The sequence below is a fragment of the Pseudomonas sp. SCA2728.1_7 genome (genome assembly GCF_018138145.1).
Taxonomy (GTDB): domain Bacteria; phylum Pseudomonadota; class Gammaproteobacteria; order Pseudomonadales; family Pseudomonadaceae; genus Aquipseudomonas; species Aquipseudomonas koreensis_A.
Genome location: NZ_CP073104.1, coordinates 415828 through 440028, shown reverse-complemented (window position 1 = coordinate 440028; position 24201 = coordinate 415828). Strand labels below are relative to the sequence as shown.

Here is a 24201-nt window from a genome sequence, read left to right as displayed (position 1 = left end):
CTTTGTTTGGATCACGAAAATTCTGTCGCTGAAAACCCGGTATTCCTTGTCAACCTGTCAACCGCTGTCAACTAACTTTCCAGCCCTGTGGCTAACGCTTTCCCGCGGGTTTCCCACCCCGTATCCTTTGAATATCCCCAGGGACCCCGGCGGTTTTCGACGCCAAAACGGTGCAACGCTGCTCGTGTGGCCGAGATTGGCGCCGCACCAGAACCACTTCATTTATCGCTCATTTTGGAATCTGATGCTGGAGAGCTGACCCCCGCCTTCCTTGCCAAAAATTGCGTGTAGAGGCCTCCCGCGACATCTGCCCCAATCACCGCAATCACGATGCCCAGTCCCGCGGCCAAATACAGGTTATTCCAGACCGCCATTGCGAGCAGCAAAGTTGCCATTCCCAAAAGGCCGGAAGCGAGAAAACGTAAAGCTACGCGTTGAAGGATCTGTTGTAGGCCCAAGTCGCTACCTGACGCTCTCAGCATTTCTCCCGACAGGCCCGCCATGCTCAACAATATCAACAGCCAAAGGGGTACGTCCGCGAGAGCTTGTTGCTCCGTGCTCATCTGTAGTCCTCAAATAGGTTCGGCCTCCATGTCACTGCCATCCGCGAGAGCAAAGAGGCAGGCATGGGGCCGAAAACGAAAAAGCCCCGCTCAATGGCGGGGCTTGTAAGTAGGTACAAAAAACCCGAGTCATTAGCCGGGTTTTTGAAAGCGTCTGGCTGCGTTCACAGCAATTCACGCTGCAATAAAAACAGATCTATTCCGCGCGGAAAAGTATTTATGAAGATTTCTTTTTTGCCGCCTCTCGAAGCTCTTGTAGAAACTCTAGGTAGTTCACACGAAAACGAGTGTAACTGTGGCCCCAACCGTAATGATTTTCAGACCAAGTTTTGGCATCCCATCCCGACTCAATCAGATCAGATGCCGAAAACACAAATTCGAGCGTATCTGTCAGAAAAGGAACATACGGCTCCACCTTCTCAAAATCTAAATCACCAGCACTACCATGCACGTAATAATTCCGAATTTTAACTGCCACATTTGCAACAAAATTCAGCTCAGGGAAAACGGTAGCCATTTCCTTGTCGATTATAGATACGCGATGAGATACCTTTTTCGGAAGCGAAGGTTTACCAATTCGACCAAGAGCATTGAGAACACTATTCCTATCAATGCTATCCGAATGTCTCTTAAGCTTAACCCTAAATTCCGCTATAGTGTCTGAGAACTCAACCTCAGGTTCCGACTTCATAGGAACCGCGTCTTCCGGAAGAAGATCAAACATATTAGCCGCAGCAACCAAACGGTCGACGTTATATTTATTAGACTTACCAAGACAAACCAAGTTTCTTACTCGTGCCCGCTGCCACTTTTCATGTTTTTCAACCCAAGCACGAAGAACGGTTTCAAACTCAGCTCGCCTTCTGACTGGATCAAGCGGAACATCACCCACCACTGGCTTATGGCTATCAATCTTATCTTTCCCTTTCCAACGGTAGCTCTCATAAACCTGAAGTACTGTTGGAAAGCCAGTTATTGATTTTTCGGTAGTAATTTCAACATCATTAATACCTTGTACACGACCGGCCAAAACGGACAAGAAATTTGCGATCTTGTATACCTGAGACATCGCAACAGAAAAGGATACTGGCCCCAATGGTTCAATACTAACTACTATTTTATTTTCTATCGATACGCCTTTCGGGCCTCCGAGACCGTAAGTAGGTCGGTGATGCACTGATATTTTACCAATCACCGTATCTACTTCAGTAACACAACTTTTTCCAGTGTAGTAAAAAACTTCTGGATTATCCCCAACCTCAATCTCACGCGATTCTCTTTTACCTTGGAGAACCGCATCTATTACCGCGCCTGAATCTATTACATGACCAAAAGCATCAAAATCATGAAACAGGTAGAATAAATCGTTGGTAGTAAAATGGATCGCACTGACGCTTTCACTTTCAGGATCTAAAAACTCAGTACCCTTTATCACATAATGTGGAAATATATCCGTCCTATGACCTTGCTTTTTGCTCGAAAAGTAAGTGGTACTATTGCCGGCGCCCCGACAATCAACCAGCGTTAAACGCTCCCCGCCATACCCCAAACCTTGGATAGTATCTGCCTTTTCAAAAGATATCAGATACTCATCGGAATGCAGCGATAGCAAAGTTTTAGCTCCATTCAACTTAAGTTCTCCGACAATATCTTCGTCTTTGCCGGTGGAATAAACACCCAAAAAACTTTTCTTTACTTTAGATTTCTTGGCCATGCTCGCTCCCTACTTAAACAGTAAATTTCCCTTAACCCTTGAAACATACCACATGCGAAACTTGCACGGTCAACAGTAATCGACTCCACCTTGAGGAGCCGAAAACGGTTGAATGGTTGTTCAGGCTGCAGTGCGAAAACTAGTGACTGCGCAATCAATCCATGCCGCTCCAGCACGAGCCAACTCTCTCGCCTTACTCTCCCCAATGCCGTAGTGTTTCCCGACGCGAACCATTGGCCATTTTGCACCGAAGTACAGCCAGACTATGTCGCCCATCTGTTGATCTCGAAGAGATAACCGGGCAACCGCACTGTCAATCGCGATCGCCCATTCATCGGTGATGCAATAATTTTTTCCGGTTGACGGATTCGCCACCGCCTGACGCATCAGCGACAACGTGGGGGAAGTGTAACCGGGAGCCCCCATCCCATCCATTCGCCACCAACCCCACTGTTCGAGCAGATACTCGGTGTCTCCCAACGGCCGTCCTGCCGGTTTACGAATCATCATTCCTTCAATCCCCTGTGTAATTTGTGCCGCCCGCCCCCAGGCGGTTCGATCGTTCGTATTGGCTTTGTAATTCGCTCATCAGTGACGAACCTTTTAGCGCTGAAATTTCACGCTGAGCATGCTGCAATTTGAAACTCAATTGAGTGACCAACTCGTCGGAAGAAAGCACCAACTTGCTTCCCCAAACAACCCAACCTGAACCGTTGCAATCGGTACAAACCAGCTCATAAAACAACCCTTTTACTACCGCTTTTCCCTCGCAGATCGAGCAAGACTCCAGCTCGATCCGTTCGCGCTTAAAGCCATGCGCTCGCCCTTTTTGCATGATTTGAAACCTCGCCTATGGTTGTTTCTTCAATGGCCTTGCAGGCCTTATGGTCTGTGGCTTGCAGCGAATTACCGGAATCTTCAAATCTAAAGCCGGTCAATCCATGAATCGCTGCAAAGCCTTTCTGATCTAGATGCGCGTGCCACTGCTCGAGGGCATCACGCTTGCGGCTCATCACGTCCGACTGGATGTAAACCTTCACGTTGTGGCCCATCGCGTGGTTGATCAGCAGCTCACCAATCAGGTGATCGATGCCAAGGTCTGCCCAACCGGTGCGCGCCACCTTGCGCAGGTCGTGGCTGGTCCAATCGCCCTGCCCCAGTCGACGAAACACTGCGCAGCCCTGAGCCTCGCCCAGCGCCTTGCCATTACGTGCCGGGAACAGGCACTGGCCCTCATAGCCTCGAGCGTATTGGCCTTCTCGATACCGGGTCAGCAGCGTGCATACTTGCTCGGTCAGAGGCAGGTGATGCTCGACACCGGTTTTCGTGTTCTCGGCCGGGATGAACCATTCGCGTTCGGCCAGGCTGATGTGCGACCAGCGCGCCATCCGGGTTTCACCGATCCGCGTGCCATGGCAGAGCATCATCAGTGCGAGCATCGAATCCAGCGGCGCGGTGCTCATGACTTCGGCCAGTTGCCCGAGCAGGCCTTCCAACTGAACGCCGCGAAGACGGGACGGCTTGATGCCGACCTTTGCCTTAGAGAAGTCGTTGAACCGGATCGCTGCCATCGGGTTGGGCGTGATCAACCCCAACTTGGCCGCCTGCCGGAATGACAAGGCCAACAGCTGGAACGCGGAACGCACGTAGTCGATGGAAACCGTCTCCTGCAGCGGCCACATCAACAGGGTGTCGAGTGCGGCCTTGTCAACGCCGATCAGGGGCAGCTCACCGAGACGCGGCTTCAGGTGGCACTTGATGATCGAGGCGCCGGTGTTTTTGCGCTTGGTCGACAGATTGCGATCGCGCGACATGCGATCAGCGAACCAGTCCAGCAGTTCGCCAACAGCGTTCCACTTCGACAGGCTCGCGCCCTCCCCGGCGGCCAGACGCAGCCGAAGCGACGGCAGCGCCGCTACAACCTGTTTGTGAGTCAGCTCGGGGAAGGTGCCGATGGGATTCCACTTGCCCTTCAACACCAGGTACCACGAACCACCGGTTCGAGCCTTGTTGAAACGCAGGTACAGGCCCTTATTCTCAATGTCGCGTACGTCCTGTACGGTGCCGGCCACTTGGCGTTTGATCTCAGCTTCGGTGATCTTCACCGCGGCGGTACTCATGCGGCCCCCTTCACGGTGAGAATTCCAGCCATGATCAGGGCTTCGTGGGTTTCGGCGATGGCGCGCGGCACGTCCTGCCAGTCGATCTCGCCGGCGGCGCGGCCGTCGATCACGTCGTGGCAAGCGCTGCACGCGTACACCGCCACGGTGTCAAAGCCTTTCATGCCCATACCCTTCTTCCCGCAAGGCAGATGCGCGAGGACGGTGGTTTCTGGATTGTGATTGCAGATGCCTGGCATCCGGACGGTGCACTCTTGGCCATCGGCCGAGGCGCGAAGCTTCTTCGAGCTCACTCGCATGCAGGCTTCCCCGTCACGACGTCGACGACTTCGTAGGTCCCAGGCCACATCCACGAGCCATAACGCTTGGCCATGGCCTCGTCGGCAAACAGCGCCAGCGCGTGATCAGGCGGCGAACTCAAATCAACCTTGAACGAGCAGCAGAACACTGCGAATCGATAGGTATCGATTTCGGGTACAGCAAGGCGACGGTCACACACGTTCTGCCCTCCCCGCACGCATCGCGCGCAAGTTGGCCAAAGCGGTGTTACCCACTTCGGGGTTGCGATCAAGCTTAGGCGCAGCAAGTTCAGCAATAGGAATAGAGCCTAGGGGTTCACCCTTCCAGATCTTCCTGCACTGGGCCAAGTAGTGACGCTCGAAGCTCGCCAAACCAAGTTCACGCGAGAGCAATGGCAGGCCATGAAAACCAGCGGCCGCAGTAGCGTGGTAGACCGCAGCGTGCATCCACTTGGCCGAATCACGCATAGCGGGATGGCAGTTGCGAAGACCCTGGGCGTACGCCTTTTCGACGCTCGGCAATCCCAGCCCTTCAGGGGCAAAGCACCAGCTAACGAAAACGCCAGGCGCCGGAACAAATGCCGACTTACTTGCACTCAGGACGCGCATGCCGTGGTCGATTTGCTCCATGCGGTTGATCCCGGAGCGCATGAACTCGCCGAGCCATTCAAGCTTCGAGGCGTTCATCACGGCCTCAGTCGGCCAAGACTGGCGCCATGCGCCACAGGCACCGCGAAGACGCAGGAACAAATCGTCGATGACAGCTTTGGTCGATGGATCAACCTCGGCCACTACTGGGTCGGACGTCGGCTTGTAGGTAGGGTCGGTTCGCCGTTCGGCAATAAGATCGCGTGCAGATTTCATACCCGAACCCCCTTGGCAGTCCAGTCACCGGTCGCATCCATCTGTTCCTCAATGTCGCCGGACTTCACTGCGCGATCACGCTTGACCCACTTGGCAAGGCGGTGGCACCAGCCGGCGGCGTTGTCACGGGTATCGGGTTTGGCGATGAAGAAACCTTTGAACGAGTTAATCAACTCATCGGTAGCCGATGAGATCGGCAAGCACATCAGGCGAAGCTGGTCTTCCAACTGTTTAGTGCTGAACTCCCAGTTGGCAAACATCGAAAAGCGCTGGCGAGGATCTTCGAGAGCTTGTCGATCCTGATCATCGACCACGCAAGAAAACTCGCGCTGCAGCTGCTGTTCGGTTATCTGATGGTTAATTGACGTATTGGGTGCAGCCGCTGCACCCCGTTCTGTCGTAGATTGCACCCCGTTCTGTTGTGGATTGCACCCCGTGCCGTCATTTGCACCCCGTTCCGAACGGGGTGCAGCATTTGCACCCCGCAATATTTGAAGGTCGTAAACGACTGGGCGGCGGTCATGGCGATCAATGTGAACAGCAGCAATCGCCTGATTGCCCTGCTTGATCAGTCCCGACTTCTCCAGGTCATCTAACTTGTAACGCACGGTGCGCTCGGATAGACCGGTGTCCTGAGCCAGGGTGGAAGCTGACGGAAACGCGCCAGTGCCGTTCGATCCGGCATAGTTGGCTAGGCACAGCAGAACGTGCCGTGCGCTAGCATCCTTGAGAACTTGCGTGGGCAAAGACAGCGCCCATGACATTGCTTGAACGCTCACAGCGAGGCTCCGATATTCAATTCGGCAAAACGAGATGACGTGTGTCGCGACACTTTTTGCGATTGACCAAAACGTGTCGCAAGAATGGAGGGATTACAGGGGGTGACGTTCATATTCATAATGGCCCCTCAGTTTTTTGCGTTTTGAAGAAACTGGGTTGCAGCCCGGCTTTTTTGTGCCTGAAACTCAAGCTGCCTTCACCGAGCTTTCGAGCAAATGAAGGCTTTCGCGTACATGTCCGATCTCAGTGAGAATGTCGGTCTTCTCGCCGGATGAAACGTGCTGGTCATCTAAAGCCTCGTGCACAGCGATGGTCAGATCAGCTACTTCCTTGCCGACATGTACCAGCGAGGCAGTCAGCTCTTTGGGTGCCGGCGCAACCTTCGGAACGAGCTCGAAACCGAACTGATCTGCCAACGCTTTCAACGGGCGCATGTCTTCGGTATGCAGCAAAATCCCAAAAAGATGTTCAATGGTCAGGTGATGCGCGGCGTTGTCCGGATTCGAGCGTTGCAGCAAGCTCACGTGAGCCATACACATTTTCCCGGCCAGTTCCTCTGCCCCGCTCTCCTTGACGGTGGTGTGGCAAGCCCTCAAGAAATCTTCCATTCGTAAACCCTCAAATTTGTTTCCGTGGCGAGTAGCCACCAAAAGCAGCAAAATATTCTTCATCGACTACGCAGCACTGACCGCCGCTTTTGGCTGAGCGCAAAGCTCGCGAGCGGTAATCAATCCATTAGTGAGCTCTTCCGCTTTGAACGCCGTTTTCGCACTCATGGAATAGGCTCCGGTTACCCAGTAAGAAACCGCGGCCTGAGTAACCCCCAACGCAAGAGCCGTTTTGGTCTGCCCGCCGAAATGCTCGACGAGCCTTTCGATAGGGGTCATAAAGAGCCCTCCTAATAAGCACGCTTATATCGTATTAAGAAGCAGGCTTATTTGCAAGAGCATAAGGGAACTTATAAATTACGGACATGACGACACTAGCTGAACGCATGAAGCTCGCACGCAAGCATGCGAACCTGACCCAGAAAGCTCTTGCCGAAAAGGCCGGAGTAGAGCAGCCCGTAATCTCGCAGTTGGAGACTGGAAAGAACCAGCAAAGCGTCCATCTCGCGAAATTTGCCCACCTTTGCGGTGTCAGTGCGATATGGCTTTCCGACGGGATTGGATCGATGACAGATAAGCTCTCGGGTGACTCCAATGTGAGAATGGCGACTCAACCCGAGCAGCTTTATCGCTATCCAGTGATCAGTTGGGTCTCCGCTGGCTCATGGGAAGAGGCGGTGCAGCCATACCCTGACGGATTCTCCGATCGTTATGAGCTCTCCGATTACGACTCCAAAGGCCCGGCATTTTGGCTTGAGGTTAAAGGCGACTCGATGACAGCGCCGTCAGGGGTCAGCGTTCCTGAAGGGATGATGATTCTGGTTGATACAGAAGCTGACGTTAAGCCAGGTAAATTGGTGATTGCGAAGCTTCCGGCCAGCAACGAAGCGACATTTAAAAAGCTCGTAGAGGACGGAGGGGTTCGGTATCTAAAGCCGCTTAACCCCGCCTACAGAATGGTCGAAATGGACAAAGACTGCCGGATCATCGGTGTAGCCGTGCGAATGACAGGCAGGCTCTGATCATTAACACACTTTAAAATTAGCCCGCCATTTGGTGGGTTTTTTTTCGCTTGGCCACCGAAAGAGTACAAATGCACTCCTTATGCATTGCCGTTTACCCAGTGATCGAATACTGTTTATCCATACAGCATTAGCAAGGTATAGGCATGAATCAGTACTATCAAAACGTCGCTGGCCCCAATAGCTGCTATGAGCAAGTAGGCCGGCGGTTTCAGAGAATGGTGTCAGATCCGAAGGTACAGAAGTACCAAGCAGTAACCATAACTAGGCGCTACGATGAACCGCTTGAAGCTTGGAATCGCATTCTGCAAGAACTTGACGACACGGATGGAATAACAGTGGAACGGACATGCCCCAATAGCGTTCGGATCGGATGGAAGAGATACCCGGACTGCTAAGAGAAGCCCGCGCAATGCGGGCTTTTTATCGTCTCGGTAAATTTTTATAAGCATGCTTATTGACGACCACTGATAAGCAGGCTTATATTTAGCGCAGGCCGAGAAGTACGGCCAGCAGCGAAAGCAGCGCCGTTCTTTAACAGTTAGAAATCTTCGTGGATCGATCCCCGGCAACGGGCACAGCGCGAAACACAAATTTCGATCCCCATGCCAGCTCTGGAACTGGCCGGGCTCCCTCATGAGAGCACGCAAAGTTGCACAGCCACCCGATGTGACGCCAGTAGCGGCAGCGGGTAGAGAGAGGACTCCGGCAGACGTGCAACGAGATATCAATCATCACTGAAGCACCTTCTTGCGAGGGTGCTTTGGGATGACCAAGAGGAGCATCTAAATGCAGCATTCAGTGGACAGCAACGCAAAGTTACCGCGAGTTGAAGCTCCATCACTTGCCTCTCGAATAGGGCCGCGCTTATGACGGTGGCTCAGCAAGGCTGAGCCTGGGCTTCGCACGAAAATTACTTTGATGCAACGATCAAAGAACTCGACGCGGCGAGCTGCCTCAAGTACGCAACGATCGTTACCAGTCGGACAATAGTTGCTTCATTACGAGCTTTGCCTCTTCCGGTGACTGAGACGATTTCGAAAGAGTTAGACGAATATCTGTCTTCAGAATTCGAATGTCCGTAACGCCGTGCCAGAAGCCGTTATCAACAAGAATGGCATCACCAACCTTTATCGGCTCGGCGCTTTCGTAGTACTTCGGGCACGAATCGTCGGAGTCATTCAGGTACTTCAGTTTGAATTTGCGCATAGCAAGTTCGCCCTCCTTTGCAAGCTGCGTTGTGTGAGAGCGCTCAGCCTAGCGTAAAGCCCGTCACTTGGGCAGTGGTGAGTAGGCCGGGGCTGTCCGGCACCTATCCTTTTACATCGGCGGGCGCTTCTACCCGTCATCCGCCAGCACAAACCCCGGAGTTGCAATGACTGACACCACACAAGACAGGCGTGGATTTCTATTTGGTATTAGGGTGGGCGAAAAAAACAAAACCTACACGCTGAGCGTGGATGCTGCCTCCCCCTCTTACGCGATAACGGCTTTAAAGACCGCACTGATGAAGCTGGAGGAGGGAGAAAGCCGCTTTGCTGAAGGCGAAAACAACGTGATGATGATTGGTAGTGTGGCTGCAACCTCCCGGTATAAATTACACCAATGACCCGCTATTCCGACACTCGTTGCCCAACCAATGTTGGGAGAGGAATCAATATCTCCCAAAGTGGCTCATCCGCTAATTTATGAGGTGATTCCTCACTGGACCAGTAAAGGTGTGCCCGCTGATACAGTTCCAATACAGAGCAATCAGTGCCTAACAGATTCATATCACCGCGATGAACCGCGCTCTCGGTAATTACCTCATATATTGAAGCTGATTCTATCTCTTGTTCATTTTTCTCTTTCGCGAGTAACTCCCTAAATCGCTTTGCGTCACTAAAATGTTCGCAAGCAAATAGCGACTGATAGCGGGATGGCTTTTCCGGGAAATAGCTACGGCGCACCAGCTCAAATATCAGCCCCACTAACAGAGAGTTACTCGCCCCAGTTAAACTGTTCATTACTACTTCAGGATTGTAGAGATAATTGTAGCCGTGTTTGGACAAGCCTTCAGGGTGTATTTGGTTGAGGAAATCAGTCTTCACAGGCGTATCGGGCGTGTAAGAGCCTAGAGATATTTGACAATAAGGAGCCAAACTTCGCGCGGAATCAACAGTGTAATACTTTGCATTGTTACTCATATGCTTATCTCGTGTAGTACTGCTTGGTCGAACCTGCAGTCTACGGCAGGACCCGTCACCTGGGCAGTGGTGAGTAGGCCGGGGCTGTCCGGCACCTACCCTTCCCCACCTCTACTCGTCAGCACTTTCCCCTGCGCCCAATGGCAACCAGCAGGCGGCGCAAAGTGCTGACGAGTACACGCAATCCCACCACCGAAGGATCAGCCATGCAAATGCACCCACTGATGCAACAGCGCGTCGATGTTCTGCGCGTCCTGATAATTCGCACCCAGGCAGCGCGCGAGACGTTCGCTCGACTTGCCGGACTGGTGATGCCGGAGAAGAAGGTTCGCTACCAGGTGAAGACGGTCGGCAAGGCCTACCACATCGTCGAGCTGACCACCGACAAGGTTCGCGGCTTCCGCTTCAGCTACAAGGAGGCGGTCAACTTCGCTCAGACCCTCGAAGCGCGTGCCGACCGCAACAAGACCACGGTGCCGGGTGAGCTGAAATGATCGGTGTACCGCAACCCAGCCCGCGAGACCAACTGATCGACAGCCTGAACCAGCAGCTGGATCAGTTCTTCGGCTCTGGTAAAACGGTCGAGCAAGTCGCCGCCGGGGTCAGTGGTGAGCGCGAAGCGATGTTCGGAAGTGCTCACGCTTCTAGGCTGCGAGCCGAGCGCGACAAGTTGGCGCCGCGCATGAAGGAACTGGTCAAGGCCGGTAAGACAGTGATCGAAGCTGCGACCGAAATGGGCATAGCGTCGAAGCGCGCCCGGTTGATCGCCCGTGAAAACCGCATCACCTTCCCGGACCGCCTTGAGAAGTTTCAGCAGACAGGTGCAGCATAGAAATCAAGGCAAGGAGTTCTTAATTTCAGTGAAAACATCGCTAATAACTTTTGGCAAAACACCTTTAGCAGCCAGTTTTTTTCTAGTATCCGAAACGCTTCTACCCATTGAAAGCTCTTTCAGCACCATACCTTTAACAACCTCATGAGTCTCGTCCCTAGAATACAACTTACTGATCTTATCCAGACCACTATCAGTCAAAGGCAAATCACTCGCCAAAGCACTTCTTACTGACGTAATCACGTCACCAGCCGTATCCTCGGTATATACCGAAGTAATATATGGAAAGAAAGTCCCATCAGGTTGCGCTATGAGAATTTTAAGCTGACCATTTTCCGCTAAAACTCTAAAAGTCGAGCCCGAAAACAAATTACGACTATTAATGTAATTAAGAATATTACGACTTACATGCCCATCAAGCTCTTTAGCCCTTTTAACTTCATCCGAATTATTTAAAAAACTTTCATGCTCAGAAGGTAGCGAGTTATTTTTAACCTCGTTGTAAGCAGCCAAGAAATCCGCCCCTTCATCTACCAACTCATTTTTTTCCAATGAAATAACTTCCTCACTATCCTGAGGCGGAGAGCTAACTGGAACTTTCGCGAATTCGTCGACTTTTTGTTGTAGCTCTGAGACCAGCTCTTTCAATCTCGAGTTTTCGGATATTTTTGAGTCGATTTCACTTTCATACTTAAGCTGACTTTCCAACGCCTCCCTTCTGATTTTTCTAGCCTGCTCTTTAGAAAGTGGACTTTCATCATCAATAGACTGTTGAATTTCCTTCAATCGCCTCTGCTGAATTTTTACGTGCCTATAGATATACTCAGCTGGTATTGGATACAAAAATATAAGAAAAAGACACGTAATCAGCGGCAGAACCGCTCCATGCATGACAACACTCCACATACTTGGGAATATATTCATATCTATATAAACAATTTTCTCATGACTCGACATGCCGGATAAAACAACCAATAAAAATTTGTAGTTCCATCCGCACCACGATAATGCAAAAGAGCTTAGCAGCGGAGAACTCACTCTTTCATATAACTGTGCTTTTACAGCCGTAGTGAAATCCTCAATCAAAGTAGCCGCTCCCATTTTTCATCGAATTTTTCAATATTATACTTGTGACGCGAATTTTAGTCGGAACCATCAAATTCGAGTATAGGTTCAGATCTTCCCACAAAAAACCTTCAATTCTGTCTGCGTACTCAAACGCCTCACTTCTGCGACAAATAGCGAAATCCAGCACTGCTTTTGCACGCGCCCTCCTAGTTGGGTAGTGCGCCTGTATCCAAACAGCACCCAACGAGCTTAGGGCGCCGATCGCCAAGCCGATGAGGCCTGCTACTGCAGCATCCAAAGAGTTCTCCTTGATCAGGCTCTATGCCGGGCCGAACACAAATACCGCAACGGGGGGGGCAATACGCCAGATCAGACAACGCTGTGCGGCTCTACGATTCGATGTCCCGACTCCATGTACCTGGCCAGGTCGATCACCTCCCGAAGGAACACGACCACCTCAAGCTTCACTGCGTCGTCCGGCAGCCCTATCCGTTTCAGCATGGCCTTGGCGTCCTCTTCGATAGCCGCTAGCGCATCTACATCGCTCTGCAACCTCATGTCGGCCTCCTGCCAGTGTGAACTAAGAGCATACATACAACATCCGGTGACTTGCCAGCCAGCGGAATTGAAGAGGTAGGCCATGGCCGAAGAACAGGAACTGACGGTGGAAGAGCCGCAACCGACGGCGGAAGCCATCAAGCAGCGCAGGAAGCGCGAGAAGTCAGCAGCAAAGGACGCTGCATTGGGCGTCGAGAAATTTACGGTTGAGGTGGCTGGGGTGTTCAAGCCAGACCTCAAGCGGGTCATGGCCGCCCACGGCTTCAACAACCAGCAGGAGGTGTATCAGAACCTGCTGCGGAACCTGATCGCCGCCGACTTTGAAACCCAGACCAAGATGCTCCGATGTGTCACGACACCTTTTGTTGTTAGCGAAAAGGTGTCGATAGCATTTATTGAGCAAAGCGTGCTAATTATTCAGCAGGATCCTGAGGATGAGTTGATTTCCCCGCCACTCAGCTGAAGTGGACTACAGCCGCCTCATTTCACAAGTTTTGCATTTTCAGTGCAGAAGTTGTACCAGTCGTTTGATGCCTGCGTGGATTCGGCATTTAGTGTTTGATAATCCTCGACAGCGCCCGGCGCAGAAAGGCTTGGATCTGCGGCCCGAAATCGCCTCGCTACTTCCAAGTGCTTGTTAAACTTGTCCTCAAGAGCAATTGCTCGCCGAACATACTCGTCTCGTGTCACTGAAATCCCCTTGATCCGGCTCCATGCCGGTCACCCGTAATACCCCACCCTCAGCCAGATAGGTACAAAGTGGGGTCTGATTAAGGAATTAATAGCCGCGGCCCGTTCATTGGAACGGGTTGCTATGACTGCTAAGCAGGAGAGATATCCATCGTAGCCGGATACCACTTCCCTTGACGAATTGTCTCGTGCGCCTCTGCAAGCGAAACGTTACTGAGAAGTCTTTCTTTGATATCGGCCAGAACCGCATCATCTACCTCGTCCAGAACGATGTGAAGGTTCGTTTCATCAAGACGGGAAGGCTTAACCGACGATGGGCGTTCTGCCACAATCAACTTGTGAAACTCGGTACGGCCTGGATCATTAATCTCGCCCTTTTGGACGAACACATCAAAAATCCAAGCCAGGTTAGCGTTTTCAATCTGGTTTACTGTGAGTTTCATGTCGCTCCTTGATCCGGCCCCATGCCGGTCACCCGTAATAACCCAACCCAAACCAAATTGCCACCACCGGTCACGGAGGGCGGCGCCTGACTGGAGAAATCATGAGACACAACTGCGCATACGTCCGGCAGCACTATCAGGTGCCTGCCGAAATCGGCCGCCGCGTCATCGCCTACGGGAAGCCCGGCGTCATGCTTGCCGATCGCGGTCATTACATCGGCGTGGTGCTGGACGAAGACCCGAAGAAGCGGATCAGCAACTACCACCTCACTCACGAAAAGCAGTACGGCGAAATGGCCAAGACGCTGCCTCTGAAAGAATGGCTGGTCCTGCCGTTCAAGCATGACTGGGATGATCTCGACTGGAACCGGGAAGCCCGCGAAGATCTAGTCAGGGTCTGGGCCGCCACTCGAAGTCAGGCTAAATACAAGGCTCACCAGCGGCTTCAAGATTACTGCAACAGCATCAAGGCGATGCTCCATTTCAAGGTCCAGCGAGTCTGATACGGGCTCAGTTATTGCGCTGATGATTTTCCGATGGGCAGTAAGTCACCAAACCCCCAGACCAGCGATCCCACCAATACTATGAAAACCGCCACGCGACCGCAGAGTACGATCTGATCAAAGTACTTTTCTTTGATTGGCTGGAAGGATTTGTCGACCCAACCACTGGGTTTTAGAACACCCATCATTTCGTCGGATTTGAGGTGAGCAAGGAAGGCGATGGCGGCCATGACGGCGCCGGAGCGAGAGATCCACATGCTGGGCTTATCAAGCGCCCAAACAATCATGATGACCGCCACAGGAACTGCAACTGCGAGAGCGGTCCAGAAAAGAAACCATATTCTGGCCTGCAATATTGGTTGTTCGTAGTAACTGCCTTCTGTTTCCGACATCTCATATACCTTCCGGCTCCATGCCGGGCAGAGCACAAATACCCCACTTCTACGAATAACGCCAGCCTGCGAGGCATATTAATTACAACAAAGAGTCGCCATAATCAAAAATCAAATAACGTCTTCTTTAACGTCCTCGCCTTCCTCACCGATGAATATTTTAGCTATTTCAATCTCATAATAATCACGCATTTCGGAAACAGTATTATAATCCATCAATGAAATTATTTCTGACAACCCGATTAATTTCAAAATCACTACGCGAAGCTCTTCGTTATTTTTTGCAAGTTTTTTCGTTTGTTCTAGGGTGGCAGAACTATTTCCTGCAGAAACCCAATCTCCAATCCTAGCCAGACCTTCGGTAGTTCTGTCCTGTTTCTTTTCGACAAGTTGGATATATCGATCGATCATTCCTAAGATCGCAAGCCTTGCCTTCTCCATCGTATCGCTTGCAGCTTGCTCGGAAGCGCTTTTTATTTGTTCCTGCTGAGCCTCAAAAGCTTTAGCTTGATTCGACTGCATTTCCTCAAACTCTATTCTCTGCGTGTCAAGCAACTCTCTCTGTAGGTAAACAGTCTTAAGTACAGCAAGCAAAGTAATGAATGAGACAAGCGGCCCAAATATTCCGCCAATATAGCTTCCGAAATTTGACCAATCGCTGGATTGCCCAGATAAGCCCCCATCAAACTTTGAAAGGTAAGCTCCAACAGCGATACAGAACGCAATCACAATAGATATGCATGACCAAAACCAAAAACTTGTTACTGCTTTAAGTGCCTTATTTGTTCCAGTAGACATACGTTACCCACCTAGTTTTTCATTCACTGTGCCTGATCCCAACCATCTCCACCGCCCGGGCATGCCCCGGCATAGGATGCCCATGTCCACAGAAAAAGATGGACATCTCTCGATGTGGTCCGATGGAGCTTACAATTGCTCAAACCTCAGACCTGGATATCTATCATCTGGTAACACCGTGATGTTAAACATGCATACTCCAGGAGTGAAATCCGCATCAAGATACGTCACCGTAAGCTTATCCCCAACTCCGTCCCCGCGCCCTTCAACGTTCAACTTAAAGCGTGCAATATCTTTATTTTCCATCAAGTGCCTGGTCTGACCAATAAATACAAATTGATCAGAGAAATCGAAATTTACACTTGTAACTGGAGAACCCAAATTTTGAACAGAAAATTCTAACTCATGAGCTGACCCCATGTGAGACCCGCCATTGCCAGAAATAACAAAAAGCGGCCGAATTGATTTCGCCCGTTGCTCGCGAGCACTTTGAATACTTTCAATCTCGGTCTTAACTTGCTCACGTGAGATGGCGACAAGTTCTTTCTGTTGTTCAACAGAATTCTGGAGCTCTTGAGCCTGTAACTGTAAAGCAGCTGAGCTTAGTTTTAATTCGCGCCCTTGCTGGATGTAGCCTAAGACCAACCACAAGAACGCTACCGGTCCAAACACGCCAGCAGCGAGATCTCCTATTTCATTCAGTTTCAACGCGATCAGCTCATCAAATTTTGCCCCCATGATGGTGATCGCACCACCGATATACAACGCAGTCAGGTGCGCTGCCCACCACTCCAAGCTTCGGCTGCACCACCATTTCGCCTGATCTGTCCAATACGTTCGAAAACGACCCACGATTTCTTCCTTAAAAAATTTATAACACCATTTTAGCAAGGAAAGGCCACGTAAGGCCTGAACACGATAGCTCCCTCCCCCTTCAAAGTCAGCCGCTATAGCGGCAAGGACGAAGTCATGTCTGAAGAAAACCAAATTCGCCTCAACAGCGCAGCGCGGGACGTCATGGCCGAACGGCAACGCCAAGTGTCCCTCGAGGGCTTTTCGCTGTATCGCGATGACCTTTACGTCAATGGCGAACTTGCCGAAGCGGCGTCCACCTATGCAAGCCTCGCCGGTAAGCCGCGTAGCCTGAGCACGGCCTGGCCCCGTGTATTCGGAGAGTTCAAGCCGAGTGCAGATCGGCGCCGCGACCTTGTGAAGGCGGCAGCCCTGCTGCTTGCAGAGATTGAGCGCGTCGATCGCGTTGGACTTATCAAACACTGGCCGGTAAAGCGGGATGAAAACGGCATGTTCTGGCATCCGGATCTGCCGTCTTTCGATGAGGGTGACGGCGACAAGTGCAAGAAATGGCTCGACGAACAGGGTTTAGTTGTGAAGATGTCCAGCATTGAAGACGCCCCGGACGAGATATCGGAGCGCTACTTTGACTCCCAAAATCCAGACTGCGGCTATTGGGAACCGGATCGTCCAAATGGCGAAGGCTGGTTCTGCCTTTCGATTCACGACACTGATGATGGCCCGGTCTGTTGGTGGGCGCGACGCGAGGTGACGCCATGATCTTCGCCCCGCTCTACATGGCCTCCCTGATCTGCAGGGGGCTGTGGCGATGAAGGTTGTCCCACACACCGGCTGGGTTAGGCGTCGGCTCGAATCCGCAATCATCCTCTTAGCAGCCTGGATCATCGACGGTCGCAACGTTAAGCGATCGGGCGTCGTCTCCCGCCGCGATAACAATGACATGCGGTACATGGCGGAAAAGCTCGAAGGCATCGCCGATCGCATAAAACGCCAGTACCCGTAATCGCTCCCCCAACTCAACAGCCTGCCAGTGTATGGCGGGCGAGGAATCCTCATGCCCGAATTAACGTACGACCAGAAGCTGGTGGATTACGCAACGGCACCGAAAGCATCGGCCGGCACCATCTGTCAGATCGAGAACGGCGATTTCGTGAAGCACTGGTGCGGGAAGCTGCGCGGCAAGTTCATTCAGGTCGGCCCCACCTGGAAGGCCGCGACAAAGCAGCAAGCAATCGAAAAGGCTCGGGAGTTTCGCGAGCAGTGCCGGGCAGAAGCAAAAGCGAAAGGTTTGTTGCCCGCATAACCCATCACCAACTTCTAACGCCAGGCGCGGCATGGAGCATCACAATGGAAACTGAAATTCTCTCCGACGAGGAACTGGCCGCACTCACCGGCTACAAGGCCCGGGCCTACCAGCGCCGCTGGCTGATTGATCGCCAGTGGGTGTTCGTCGAAAGCCGTGGCAAGCGTCCGCTGGTGGGCCGCATGTATGCCCGCATGAAGCTGGGCATGATCAGCCCTACGATCGCCGATACGAACCCGCCGCCGGCTGCACCGGTATGGACACCAGACTACTCGCGAGTGAACTGATATGCGCCCCCGCAAGGCCGACACACGCAGCTTGCCGCCTCGGATGTACAAGTGGACACGAACACGAAAAAGCGGAAAGGTTTGGATCGCCTATTACTATCTGGATATGACAGGTAAGGCGATCCCGCTGGGCAAGGATCTGGACTTGGCCAGGGTCAAATGGGCGGAGCTGGAGGCGAAGGAAAAGCCGCTTGATCTGCGCACTATGAAAGGCATCTTCGACCGATATATCCGCGACATCGTATCGAAGAAAGCGGCACGGACGCAGAAGGACAATTTGTCGGAGATCAAGCAGCTTCGGCCGATGTTCGACAGCGCTCCCATCGACTCAATCACCCCAGCAACTATCGCAGGGTACCGCGACGCGCGGACCGCCAAAGTTCGGGCGAATCGCGAGATTGCCACCCTCTCCCACGTTTTCAACATTGCTCGAGAATGGGGACTGACGACCAAAGAAAATCCCTGCCAGGGCGTGCGAAAAAACAAAGAAACACCGAGGGACTATTACGCAAATGATACGGTTTGGGATGCTGTTTACATGAAGGCAGCTCAAGAGCTGAAAGACGCGATGGACTTAGCCTATCTGACCGGGCAAAGACCGGCAGATGTCCTGGTCATGAGGAAGGACGATGTCGAAGGAAATTACTTGGGTGTGCAGCAGAACAAGACACACAAAAAGCTGCGTATCCAGATGACTGATGGTGATGAGCCAAACAGTCTAGGCCTGTTGATCGGGAAAATGGCTGAGCGCAATGCTCAGCACATTTGCAGCTATTTGATCGTGAGCGCACGCGGCAAGCGGATGACCGCGAAGATGCTTCGCGATCGATGGGACGACGCCAGAGAAAGGGCCAAGAAAGAAGCTGAAGAAAAAGGCGATGTTCAGCTGGCTGAGAAAATCGGAGGCTTCCAGTTCAGAGACATCAGGCCGAAAGCGGCGTCGGAAATCCTCGACGTGGGCGATGCGAGCCTACTCTTGGGACACACCAAAGGAGACATTACCGAGCGCGTCTATCGACGAATTGGCGCCATTGCCAAGCCATCGAAATAGCCCCAAAAACCGTTACAAAACTCAAAATCTGCCCCTTGTAGAATGCGGGCTGTAGAGGTGTCAAAAAATAAACGTATCGTAACGAAAAGCGGCTACAGGCCCCGGTTTCATTGGCTTTGCATATCGGTCTTGAAAACCGTCGACTGTAACAGGTCCATGAGTTCGAATCCCATCGCCTCCGCCATCTTATGTACGACAAAGCCCTGATTATTCAGGGCTTTGTCGTTTCTGGCATTCAGAAATCTTGCTCCTCTTTTTGTGGATCGTTTCCGCATCTTTTCAGCAATTTCCGCAACCCTTCTTTCCAGTCCGCCCTCATCCCGTCAATTTCAGTTGCCAGATTTAATGCGACAGACGAGTTTTTAATTGAGCAGTAGGCTGCTTTTGGCCAATAGCGCTTAGTCAATAATGTGCTCTGAAAGCCACGAAATGGCACGACTGATCAGCCGTGTCACTTCCTCAAAACCACTACTCATTTGAGTTTCGGATATCTGATGTTCACGGTTAGTGGATACCGAAGGAATGATGAATGACGCAGCATAGCTGCTCGTCGCGTGACGCCATTCTTATCTGCTCAGGAATTCTCATGGTGCTTTCGTTCAGCTATGGCAACAACCTTTCAAGCGCTCAAATTGCAGCCCGCCGTACGTGTGTCTGCATGACCAAGGAGGGCCGAGCATGAATACTCATCTTCATGCGTTGGTCGTTGGAGCCAGCGGCATCATCGGTAATGCGGTGGTGGAGACCTTGGTGGCAGATCCCCAATGGAGTGTCCGCGCCCTACGCCGCAGTCTGAACCCGGATGTCGATTCCATCGAGTGCGACCTCACAGATGCAGCAGCTACCAAGGCCGCACTGCGGGATGTCAGCGATATCACCCACGTTTTTTTCGCGGCTTACCAGCCCAATGGCAATGCTCTCATTGAGGCACAGACCAATGCGGCGATGTTGCGCAACGTCCTCGACGGGTTGAAAGCCGCTGGAGCCAACGTTCACCGGGTCGTGCTGTACCAGGGCGCGAAAGTCTACGGCGGCCACTTGGGCGGGCCGGTTCCTACGCCGTTTTACGAAGATGCGTCTCGGCATCTGGCGGCGAATTTGTATTTCGCTCAGGAAGACGTCCTGCGTGAACGCCAGCTCGCCGGCGAGTTAGAATGGTCAATTCTGCGGCCGGATGCCGTATTGGGCGACATCGCTGGCAATCCTTTCAATATCTCCATGGTCATCGGTGCTTACGCGGCACTGTGCCGCGAATCCGGCGTGCCACTCAAATTCCCCGGTTCGCCACATACCTATCGTGGCATTTACGCTCAATTAACAGATGCCCGCTGGCTTGGACGCGCAAGCCTATGGGCCGCAACTGCCGATAGTGCGCGCAATGAGGCCTTTAACTTAGTGGGTGAACCGTTCCGCTGGAATCACCTGTGGAAGAAGCTGGGTGAAGCCCTTGACTTGCCGATCGATGAGCCACAACCGATGTCGATGAGCACACACATGGCTGATCAGGCAGATGTTTGGCAGCACCTCGCAGAGAAACACGACTTGCAACCCATACCATTTGCACAGTTAGTGAACTGGGGGTTCGGAGACTTTGTGTTCAACTTCCAACAGGACCTGTTATCTGACATGGGTAAGATTCGCCGTGCCGGTTTCACAGAGCCTATGCACACCGAAGTCGCGTTGCTCGAAATGATTGCTAGCTTGCGAGCAAAACGCTTTTTGCCGTGATTTGTTTGGTATCCACACTGACGTTAAAAAACTCTTCCACACAACTACGCCAAGACGTTGAGATCTTGGCGACTAACCTTACCTCGCCAGCAACACTTACTCTCCCTGCTATTGGAAAGTGTTCAAGCCCCGCTGAACGGCGGGCCTTGCTTCGATGGCGTGAAACCATTCTGCCAGTCGAGGATGGCTTTTCCAGTCCAAACGGTCGCGAACAGATGAAGCGATCGTAAATGCAGAAATATCTGCCATAGAGAAACGATCTCCGGCCATAAATCCCTGTGTCAGAAAACCCTCTGCAAAAATGAGCTGCTCGATGACACGCTCGCCCATCACTGCGGCGGCATCGTCCAATCCCGCTTGGCGTAGGAAGAATGCGGCGTGGCTAGGAGCAATAACGTCAGTCACGAAAAAGAAGTAGCGATCATAAACTCTGACAGTTTCTGGGCCGGGCCAAATTGGCGCGAGCTGACCTGGAACTTTGGCATCGGCGTATTGGATGATCGCGTTCGACTGATTGATGATCAGCACTGGCGTCTCCGAATGGTCGACCAGAGTAGGAACTTTACCGGCAGGATTGAGAGCCTTGTAGGGTACGTCGCGCTGTTCATGTGCCCACAGATCCACTTTTCTGGCAGCGTAGGCAATACCCGCTTCTTCCAACGCAATTGCAGCCCGAAAACTGTTTCCTGTGTTTGCGCCATACAGCTCTATCAAATTGTTCATAAGACACTCTTATGGAGTTCAGAGTCCAAGCAGTGAATCAATCGTTATGGCGTGACCAGAACGCGGTGGCGACGGCCAAACCCTGAGCCAGGAACTGGTTGGTAGCGGTGTCGTTTACACTGCCATCCGCATTGCGTGTGTAGGTGTCGATGAGCCTCTGAAACAGTTCGGTGTTCTGGCTGCCGCCCGACTTGATACCGGCGTAGTACTCATCAAGCGATAGGCTGCCATCACCAGACTTGTCGAAGGTCTTGAACATGATTTGGGCGTTGGCGTCGCTGACTCCAGCGCGATTTAGCTGCTTCACGAAACGGCTGCGATCGAGATCCTTGCCGCCGCCTGCTTGAACGAAAAGCTGTGGCGCCCAAGCCTCGCTAAGCGGCATGGAGCTTTTGTCTACTCCAACTTTGATGATGCCGAGACGCACGCCCTCATTCCCTTCCTCAACGGTAAGAGTGATGTTTTTCTCACCTCGGGCGTAAGCGGCAAGCCCCGGAAATTTCTCTGCATCAACCTGTGAGGCAGGATTCTTCGCCGCCTCGCTAAGAGTCACTACAGTGGATGGAGATGGTTCGTTGACGACGTCGGCTGGACGGTCAGTATTTGTAGTTACATCGGTTGTCTGGGGTGTCGGCCTGGAAGTAAACAAGGCTTGTTGAGAGTATGTACCGGCTGCATTGCTGACGCTTGATACTGACATGCTGGAAGGCCCCACCATTGAGCTTACGTTGGACTACCAACAACATTGATAGCGATCGCCATCATTAAAGAGAATCTAACAGCTCAATGAAAAAATCAGCAACGTTTTTTTCTTTTTGGGGAGCGGAATATCGGATTCACGCGATTGAATAGAGCAGCATCCAGTAAGGCCTACAAGCTTTACAGCTCAACCCAGCTTGTTGCCACTCAAAGCGACAGCACCTCTGAAAGAAACTCCGTGAAAAGCCGTACTTTTTGCGAAGGTACCCGTCCGGCAGGGTAAACGGCGTTGACCTCAATTGAATCCAGCGACCAGTCCGGCAACACAGAAATCAGTTGCCCAGAGTCCAACTCAGCTTCACATATCCAAGCAGACGCAATGGTCAATCCTAGCCCCGAACATGCGCTGGCCAAGGCAGCCTCTGCCGAAGCGACACGGATACGCGGTGACATCTTCACCACCGTCGATACGCCATCACGGCTGAAATTCCAGCCCGGACTTGCTGACCCGCCAGGCCCTGCAATGCAGTGAAAATTCACCAGATCCGATGGATGCTGAGGAGTGCCCACGGCATCCAAAAACGATGGCGAGGCAACCAGCAACCTGTGCTCAATTGCTAGCCGCTTGAAACCAAATGACGAGTCTTCCAATTCACCAAAACGGATCGCCATATCAGCGCCTTCAGCTACTAAATCATGCATTCTGTCCAACGTCAGAAGCTCCAGTTTCAGCTCAGGATGAATTGCCAAAAATCTCGGCAACTGGGGGATGACGATCCTTCCCGCCAGGATGGAGGGCAGCGCCACTCGCAGTACACCTTTCAGGCTGTCCATCCCCATCGCGACGTGGTCGGCCTCCTCCAAATCAAACAGAATTTGCCGTGCTTTTTGCAAAAAAACCTGTCCGGCCTCCGTTGGTACAATTCGACGGGTACTACGCAGCAATAGCCGCGTATTTAATCTTGATTCGAGTTCAGAAATTATTCGAGAGATGGAGGGCTGAGATAATCCAAGCTCCCGGGCTGCTGCCGAAAAGCTCGCTGTCTCAGCCGCTCTCACGAACACCTTTAACTCTTGGAAACGATCACTCATTTTTATCTCGGATAGGTGATATTCATAATCAGCCGATAGTCTCCATTTTGCGAATACCGCACCATTCTTCAACACGCTCTGCGCCGCGCTGTGATGCACAGCGTGGTGAGCTAAAACGCCACCACAGAGGATTGAAGATGAAAGTATTTGTCACTGGAGCATCGGGTTACTTAGGCGGTTCCATCAGCCACCGCTTGGTCGAAAACGGACATGAGGTTATCGGCTTGGTAAGGACGGCTGCACAAGCTGAATGGCTGGAAGCACGGAACATTGCTGCGCAGATCGGAACGCTTGATGACGCCGATTTGCTTCAAGAGATCGCGCGCTCCGCCGACGCCACTATCAATGCCGCGAACTCAGATCATTACTTCTCCATTCGAGCATTGATCACTGCGTTGGCCGGTACTGGGAAAACGCTCATCCATACCAGCGGAGCCAGCATCGTCTGTGACGACGCGATGGGAGGTGAACCTAGTCAGGCCATTTACGGAGATGATCAGCCTTTCACACCCATGCTGCACCGCGTGCCCCGAATTGAAATCGATCGCATGGTCAGGACTGCGGGCGTCAACCAAGGTTTGCGCGCGTTTGTAATCAGCCCGTCGACGGTTTACGGCAACGGCCTAGGCATGAAAGTCGTGAGTGACCAATTACCCAAAATCGTCGCGAAATCCAAAGAACTGGGTGCCGGGGTTTACATCGGCAGCGGCAAAACGATCTGGTCCAACGTCAACATCAACGACCTTGTGGATCTTTACCTTTCAGCCTTGGAACGCGCGCCATCCGGAGCATTTTTCTTTGCAGAGAATGGTGAAAGCACCTTCGAATCAATCGCGCGCGCAGTGAGCAAGTCCCTTGGCTTCGAAGGCAAAACCCTAAGTTGGGACATAAATGATGCGATGTCTGAACTAGGTGGTTTCGCTCGGATTGCGCTGGCGACAAACGCACGTGTACGCGCCATCAACGCGCGCAAGCTTTTGGATTGGCAACCTAGTGGTCCGTCGCTTGAGCAAGCAGTTGAACAAGGGCTCTGATTAACAAACCGTCTCAGCGATGCAAATCGCT

Annotated in this window: 37 protein-coding genes; 14 read left to right on the top strand and 23 right to left on the bottom strand. The window is 52.2% G+C overall.

Annotated elements, in window-relative coordinates; genetic code table 11:
* Window positions 1-218: 218 nt before the first annotated feature.
* The 11 genes from KBP52_RS01980 to KBP52_RS01930 form a co-directional block, all read right to left on the bottom strand.
* On the bottom strand, window positions 219-563 hold the full coding sequence (locus KBP52_RS01980; protein ID WP_212621900.1) for a phage holin family protein: 345 nt from the start codon (window positions 561-563) through the stop codon (window positions 219-221).
* A gap of 217 nt (window positions 564-780) precedes the next feature.
* Window positions 781-2277 carry a HEPN domain-containing protein gene (locus KBP52_RS01975; protein WP_212621899.1) on the bottom strand — a complete coding sequence of 499 codons (1497 nt, stop codon included), beginning with the start codon at window positions 2275-2277 and terminating at the stop codon, window positions 781-783.
* Between the two features lie 120 nt (window positions 2278-2397).
* Entirely contained in the window at window positions 2398-2787 is a 390-nt protein-coding gene (locus tag KBP52_RS01970) for an antiterminator Q family protein (RefSeq protein WP_212621898.1), read from the bottom strand.
* A gap of 4 nt (window positions 2788-2791) precedes the next feature.
* On the bottom strand, window positions 2792-3112 hold the full coding sequence (locus KBP52_RS01965) for a hypothetical protein (protein WP_212621897.1): 321 nt from the start codon (window positions 3110-3112) through the stop codon (window positions 2792-2794).
* On the bottom strand, window positions 3084-4397 hold the full coding sequence (locus KBP52_RS01960) for a site-specific integrase (RefSeq protein ID WP_212621896.1): 1314 nt from the start codon (window positions 4395-4397) through the stop codon (window positions 3084-3086). Before KBP52_RS01960 ends, KBP52_RS01965 begins: the two co-directional genes overlap by 29 nt.
* Window positions 4394-4696 (bottom strand): nuclease domain-containing protein, encoded by a 303-nt coding sequence (locus KBP52_RS01955; RefSeq protein ID WP_212621895.1) that lies wholly within the window; start codon window positions 4694-4696, stop codon window positions 4394-4396. The genes KBP52_RS01960 and KBP52_RS01955 overlap by 4 nt, the downstream gene beginning before the upstream one ends.
* On the bottom strand, window positions 4687-4896 hold the full coding sequence (locus tag KBP52_RS01950) for a hypothetical protein (RefSeq protein ID WP_127928141.1): 210 nt from the start codon (window positions 4894-4896) through the stop codon (window positions 4687-4689). Before KBP52_RS01950 ends, KBP52_RS01955 begins: the two co-directional genes overlap by 10 nt.
* Window positions 4889-5560 carry a replication protein P gene (locus KBP52_RS01945; protein ID WP_212621894.1) on the bottom strand — a complete coding sequence of 224 codons (672 nt, stop codon included), beginning with the start codon at window positions 5558-5560 and terminating at the stop codon, window positions 4889-4891. The genes KBP52_RS01950 and KBP52_RS01945 overlap by 8 nt, the downstream gene beginning before the upstream one ends.
* A complete protein-coding gene (locus KBP52_RS01940) occupies window positions 5557-6324 on the bottom strand; it encodes a helix-turn-helix domain-containing protein (RefSeq protein WP_212623082.1) in 768 nt (255 codons plus the stop codon). Before KBP52_RS01940 ends, KBP52_RS01945 begins: the two co-directional genes overlap by 4 nt.
* A 201-nt stretch (window positions 6325-6525) precedes the next feature.
* The gene (locus KBP52_RS01935; protein WP_212621893.1) at window positions 6526-6948 is read right to left on the bottom strand and encodes a phage regulatory CII family protein; all 423 of its coding nucleotides are present in this window, start codon (window positions 6946-6948) and stop codon (window positions 6526-6528) included.
* 66 nt (window positions 6949-7014) lie between these two features.
* Window positions 7015-7227, bottom strand: a complete 213-nt coding sequence (locus tag KBP52_RS01930; RefSeq protein ID WP_127928147.1) for a Cro/CI family transcriptional regulator — start codon at window positions 7225-7227, stop codon at window positions 7015-7017.
* A gap of 107 nt (window positions 7228-7334) precedes the next feature.
* Between KBP52_RS01930 and KBP52_RS01925 the strand changes: the two genes are divergently transcribed.
* Window positions 7335-7970 carry an XRE family transcriptional regulator gene (locus tag KBP52_RS01925; protein ID WP_349251748.1) on the top strand — a complete coding sequence of 212 codons (636 nt, stop codon included), beginning with the start codon at window positions 7335-7337 and terminating at the stop codon, window positions 7968-7970.
* 146 nt (window positions 7971-8116) lie between these two features.
* Window positions 8117-8368, top strand: coding sequence for a DUF1654 domain-containing protein (locus tag KBP52_RS01920; protein WP_212621891.1), 252 nt, complete (start codon window positions 8117-8119; stop codon window positions 8366-8368).
* Between the two features lie 577 nt (window positions 8369-8945).
* Here the strand turns inward: KBP52_RS01920 and KBP52_RS01915 are convergent.
* Window positions 8946-9179, bottom strand: a complete 234-nt coding sequence (locus KBP52_RS01915; RefSeq protein ID WP_041481061.1) for a hypothetical protein — start codon at window positions 9177-9179, stop codon at window positions 8946-8948.
* A 166-nt stretch (window positions 9180-9345) separates the two neighbouring features.
* On the opposite strand from KBP52_RS01915, the gene KBP52_RS01910 reads away from it, so the two are divergent.
* The gene (locus KBP52_RS01910) at window positions 9346-9579 is read left to right on the top strand and encodes a hypothetical protein (protein ID WP_212621890.1); all 234 of its coding nucleotides are present in this window, start codon (window positions 9346-9348) and stop codon (window positions 9577-9579) included.
* Window positions 9580-9583: 4 nt separating this feature from the next.
* Here the strand turns inward: KBP52_RS01910 and KBP52_RS01905 are convergent, their stop codons facing one another.
* Window positions 9584-10156, bottom strand: a complete 573-nt coding sequence (locus KBP52_RS01905; protein ID WP_081932668.1) for a DUF2441 domain-containing protein — start codon at window positions 10154-10156, stop codon at window positions 9584-9586.
* A gap of 206 nt (window positions 10157-10362) precedes the next feature.
* Between KBP52_RS01905 and KBP52_RS01900 the strand changes: the two genes are divergently transcribed.
* The gene (locus KBP52_RS01900; RefSeq protein WP_249122240.1) at window positions 10363-10650 is read left to right on the top strand and encodes a hypothetical protein; all 288 of its coding nucleotides are present in this window, start codon (window positions 10363-10365) and stop codon (window positions 10648-10650) included.
* Window positions 10647-10988, top strand: a complete 342-nt coding sequence (locus tag KBP52_RS01895; RefSeq protein WP_212621889.1) for a hypothetical protein — start codon at window positions 10647-10649, stop codon at window positions 10986-10988. Before KBP52_RS01900 ends, KBP52_RS01895 begins: the two co-directional genes overlap by 4 nt.
* 3 nt (window positions 10989-10991) lie before the next feature.
* Here KBP52_RS01895 and KBP52_RS01890 read toward each other — a convergent pair whose 3' ends face one another.
* The 3 genes from KBP52_RS01890 to KBP52_RS01880 all read right to left on the bottom strand — a co-directional run bounded on the left by KBP52_RS01890 (window position 10992) and on the right by KBP52_RS01880 (window position 12614).
* Window positions 10992-12074: a hypothetical protein gene (locus tag KBP52_RS01890; RefSeq protein ID WP_212621888.1), complete on the bottom strand. Its 1083-nt coding sequence runs from the start codon at window positions 12072-12074 to the stop codon at window positions 10992-10994.
* Window positions 12067-12354: a hypothetical protein gene (locus KBP52_RS01885; protein WP_212621887.1), complete on the bottom strand. Its 288-nt coding sequence runs from the start codon at window positions 12352-12354 to the stop codon at window positions 12067-12069. Before KBP52_RS01885 ends, KBP52_RS01890 begins: the two co-directional genes overlap by 8 nt.
* A gap of 71 nt (window positions 12355-12425) precedes the next feature.
* Window positions 12426-12614 carry a hypothetical protein gene (locus KBP52_RS01880; RefSeq protein WP_212621886.1) on the bottom strand — a complete coding sequence of 63 codons (189 nt, stop codon included), beginning with the start codon at window positions 12612-12614 and terminating at the stop codon, window positions 12426-12428.
* A gap of 82 nt (window positions 12615-12696) precedes the next feature.
* On the opposite strand from KBP52_RS01880, the gene KBP52_RS01875 reads away from it, so the two are divergent.
* Window positions 12697-13077 carry a hypothetical protein gene (locus KBP52_RS01875; RefSeq protein ID WP_212621885.1) on the top strand — a complete coding sequence of 127 codons (381 nt, stop codon included), beginning with the start codon at window positions 12697-12699 and terminating at the stop codon, window positions 13075-13077.
* A gap of 358 nt (window positions 13078-13435) precedes the next feature.
* On the opposite strand, the gene KBP52_RS01870 is transcribed toward KBP52_RS01875, so the two are convergent.
* Window positions 13436-13747 (bottom strand): hypothetical protein, encoded by a 312-nt coding sequence (locus tag KBP52_RS01870; RefSeq protein WP_212621884.1) that lies wholly within the window; start codon window positions 13745-13747, stop codon window positions 13436-13438.
* Between the two features lie 101 nt (window positions 13748-13848).
* Between KBP52_RS01870 and KBP52_RS01865 the strand changes: the two genes are divergently transcribed.
* On the top strand, window positions 13849-14250 hold the full coding sequence (locus KBP52_RS01865; protein WP_212621883.1) for a hypothetical protein: 402 nt from the start codon (window positions 13849-13851) through the stop codon (window positions 14248-14250).
* 11 nt (window positions 14251-14261) lie between these two features.
* Here the strand turns inward: KBP52_RS01865 and KBP52_RS01860 are convergent, their stop codons facing one another.
* From KBP52_RS01860 to KBP52_RS01850, 3 genes are all read right to left on the bottom strand, one after another.
* Entirely contained in the window at window positions 14262-14642 is a 381-nt protein-coding gene (locus KBP52_RS01860; RefSeq protein ID WP_212621882.1) for a hypothetical protein, read from the bottom strand.
* 111 nt (window positions 14643-14753) lie between these two features.
* Entirely contained in the window at window positions 14754-15440 is a 687-nt protein-coding gene (locus tag KBP52_RS01855; protein WP_212621881.1) for a hypothetical protein, read from the bottom strand.
* 129 nt (window positions 15441-15569) lie between these two features.
* The gene (locus KBP52_RS01850) at window positions 15570-16292 is read right to left on the bottom strand and encodes a hypothetical protein (protein ID WP_212621880.1); all 723 of its coding nucleotides are present in this window, start codon (window positions 16290-16292) and stop codon (window positions 15570-15572) included.
* Between the two features lie 117 nt (window positions 16293-16409).
* Here KBP52_RS01850 and KBP52_RS30715 point away from each other — a divergent pair, with 117 nt between their 5' ends.
* From KBP52_RS30715 to KBP52_RS01825, 6 genes are all read left to right on the top strand, one after another.
* On the top strand, window positions 16410-17012 hold the full coding sequence (locus KBP52_RS30715) for a hypothetical protein (protein WP_349251747.1): 603 nt from the start codon (window positions 16410-16412) through the stop codon (window positions 17010-17012).
* 49 nt (window positions 17013-17061) lie between these two features.
* Entirely contained in the window at window positions 17062-17256 is a 195-nt protein-coding gene (locus KBP52_RS30400) for a hypothetical protein (RefSeq protein WP_249122239.1), read from the top strand.
* A gap of 51 nt (window positions 17257-17307) precedes the next feature.
* Window positions 17308-17556, top strand: coding sequence for a hypothetical protein (locus KBP52_RS01840; protein ID WP_127928178.1), 249 nt, complete (start codon window positions 17308-17310; stop codon window positions 17554-17556).
* A 44-nt stretch (window positions 17557-17600) separates the two neighbouring features.
* The gene (locus tag KBP52_RS01835) at window positions 17601-17843 is read left to right on the top strand and encodes a DUF4224 domain-containing protein (protein ID WP_169430171.1); all 243 of its coding nucleotides are present in this window, start codon (window positions 17601-17603) and stop codon (window positions 17841-17843) included.
* Window position 17844: 1 nt separating this feature from the next.
* Window positions 17845-18894, top strand: coding sequence for a tyrosine-type recombinase/integrase (locus KBP52_RS01830; protein WP_212621879.1), 1050 nt, complete (start codon window positions 17845-17847; stop codon window positions 18892-18894).
* A 678-nt stretch (window positions 18895-19572) separates the two neighbouring features.
* Window positions 19573-20622 (top strand): SDR family oxidoreductase, encoded by a 1050-nt coding sequence (locus tag KBP52_RS01825; RefSeq protein ID WP_212621878.1) that lies wholly within the window; start codon window positions 19573-19575, stop codon window positions 20620-20622.
* 108 nt (window positions 20623-20730) lie between these two features.
* On the opposite strand, the gene KBP52_RS01820 is transcribed toward KBP52_RS01825, so the two are convergent.
* The 3 genes from KBP52_RS01820 to KBP52_RS01810 form a co-directional block, all read right to left on the bottom strand.
* Complete coding sequence (locus tag KBP52_RS01820) at window positions 20731-21345, bottom strand: glutathione S-transferase family protein (RefSeq protein WP_150734406.1); 615 nt, start codon at window positions 21343-21345, stop codon at window positions 20731-20733.
* A gap of 37 nt (window positions 21346-21382) precedes the next feature.
* Window positions 21383-22045 carry an EF-hand domain-containing protein gene (locus tag KBP52_RS01815; RefSeq protein WP_150734407.1) on the bottom strand — a complete coding sequence of 221 codons (663 nt, stop codon included), beginning with the start codon at window positions 22043-22045 and terminating at the stop codon, window positions 21383-21385.
* Window positions 22046-22251: 206 nt separating this feature from the next.
* Complete coding sequence (locus tag KBP52_RS01810; RefSeq protein WP_150734408.1) at window positions 22252-23136, bottom strand: LysR family transcriptional regulator; 885 nt, start codon at window positions 23134-23136, stop codon at window positions 22252-22254.
* A gap of 137 nt (window positions 23137-23273) precedes the next feature.
* Between KBP52_RS01810 and KBP52_RS01805 the strand changes: the two genes are divergently transcribed.
* On the top strand, window positions 23274-24170 hold the full coding sequence (locus KBP52_RS01805; protein WP_150734409.1) for an NAD-dependent epimerase/dehydratase family protein: 897 nt from the start codon (window positions 23274-23276) through the stop codon (window positions 24168-24170).
* Window positions 24171-24201: the final 31 nt, after the last annotated feature.